3 protein-coding genes are annotated in these 1,273 nt (G+C 69.2%); 2 read left to right on the plus strand and 1 reads right to left on the minus strand.

What is annotated here, in order from left to right:
• Positions 1 to 87: 87 nt before the first annotated feature.
• Positions 88 to 360: a DUF3618 domain-containing protein gene (locus B4M60_RS08295; RefSeq protein WP_291082135.1), complete on the minus strand. Its 273-nt coding sequence runs from the start codon at positions 358 to 360 to the stop codon at positions 88 to 90.
• 150 nt (positions 361 to 510) lie between these two features.
• On the opposite strand from B4M60_RS08295, the gene B4M60_RS08300 reads away from it, so the two are divergent.
• Together B4M60_RS08300 and B4M60_RS08305 are read left to right on the plus strand one after the other, a co-directional pair.
• The gene (locus B4M60_RS08300) at positions 511 to 1,017 is read left to right on the plus strand and encodes a peroxiredoxin (RefSeq protein WP_291082137.1); all 507 of its coding nucleotides are present in this window, start codon (positions 511 to 513) and stop codon (positions 1,015 to 1,017) included.
• 8 nt (positions 1,018 to 1,025) lie between these two features.
• Positions 1,026 to 1,273 (plus strand): helix-turn-helix domain-containing protein (locus B4M60_RS08305; RefSeq protein ID WP_291082139.1); only part of this gene is annotated, 248 nt, incomplete at its 3' end.

The raw sequence follows: 1,273 nt of genomic DNA on the forward strand, positions 1-1,273 counted from the left end.
GTTCGAGTCCCTGATGGCGCACAAGACAACGAGAGGCCCTCCCCCGCGGGGAGGGCCTCTCGTCGTCAGAGGGGTCCGGGCCGGGGCTCAGGCCCCCCGGGCCGCCAGGTAGGCCTCGATGCGCTGGCGTTCCTTGCGCTTGTTGACCACCGAGACGGTGATGCCGCCGACGACCAGGGCGGCGATCCCCCCGAGAACAGCCAGGACGCGAGGGTCCCTCAGCGCGGCCGTGGCCTTCTCCTTGCCCTCGGCGGCGAGGTTCTTGGGATTGACCCGGTCGATGATCTCGTCCAACGTGGTCGCGAGATCGTCACGCGCCTTGGCGATGTCGCCTTCGATGCTGTCGTAACTCCTGGACACGAGACCTCCGTCGATCGCTCGTCACGCGGCGTGCCGCGGGTTCTGGACTCCGCCCACGCTACTGCACCCGGCGACGATCCGCGCCCGCGCGCCGACGCATCGGATAGGTTGGGAGGGTCAGACGCCCCGACCCCGACTCCAGGAGCACCGGTGAGTACACCACGGCTCGAGGTGGGCCAGACCGCCCCCGACTTCACGCTCCCCGACGCCGACGGGACTCCGACGTCGCTTGCGGACCTGCTCGGCACGCACGGCCGCGTTCTGGTCTACGTCTATCCCGCCGCACTGACGCCGGGCTGCACCACGGAGACCGTGGACTTCGAGACCGCGCTCCACGCGCTGCAGGAGGCCGGGATCGGCGTCGTCGGCGTCTCCCCCGATCCCCCGGCCAAGCTGACGCGCTTCCGTGACAAGCACCAGATCACCTTCCCTCTGCTGTCCGATCAGGACAAGACCATGCTCACGGAGTGGGGCGCGTTCGGGGAGAAGAAGAACTACGGCAAGACCGTCATGGGAGTGATCCGCTCCACGTTCGTGGTGGAGCACGACGGAACGCTCTCCCTCGCCCGGTACAACGTCCGGGCAAAGGGGCACGTGGCGATGGTCGCCGGTCTCCTCGGCGTGGAGTTGCCCGAGCCCGAGCCCGTGGAGGGCTGAGTCCACACATGAGCGTCGACCCCTCCGATCGCACGCCGGACCCGACCCGGGTTCCCGCGGACGACGCCGTCCAGGACGAGCTCAACATCCTGGTCCCCCGTCGCCGTCCGATCCAGGAACGCAGCCGCCGGAAGTTCCAGGCCCTGCTGTCCTCGGCCCGCGAGGTGCTCGTCGAGGTGGGCTTCGATTCCTTCACGTGCGAGGAGGTCGCCTCCCGCGCGGGGGTCCCCATCGGCACGCTGTACCAGTTCTTCGC

This window comes from Dietzia sp. UBA5065, assembly GCA_002415925.1.
Taxonomy (GTDB): domain Bacteria; phylum Actinomycetota; class Actinomycetes; order Mycobacteriales; family Mycobacteriaceae; genus Dietzia.